The 209-nt window shown below is 66.5% G+C and carries 1 protein-coding gene; it reads left to right on the top strand.

Features of this window, described 5'->3' with window-relative positions:
* Nucleotides 1-205: Hsp20/alpha crystallin family protein (locus EXE44_RS20000; protein ID WP_137718160.1), on the top strand; the 205-nt coding region annotated here is incomplete at its 5' end.
* Nucleotides 206-209: the final 4 nt, after the last annotated feature.

Genomic DNA, 209 nt, shown 5'->3' with positions numbered 1-209 from the left:
GAACAACGGCGTGCTCAACGTCGCCGGCGAACACGAGGACGAGACCCGGGGGGCCCGCCGGACGTATCACCGGCGGTTCCGCTTCCCGAAGGCGATCGACGAGGAGGGTATCGAGGCCGAGTACCGGAACGGCATCCTGACGGTCCGACTTCCCGTGACCGTCGAGGACGCCGTCTCCGGCACGGAGATCGAAATCGAGAGTTAACGCC

The organism is Halorubrum sp. SS7, assembly GCF_005435055.1.
GTDB lineage: Archaea > Halobacteriota > Halobacteria > Halobacteriales > Haloferacaceae > Halorubrum > Halorubrum salinarum.
This window is presented reverse-complemented; position numbering and strand designations above follow the sequence as displayed.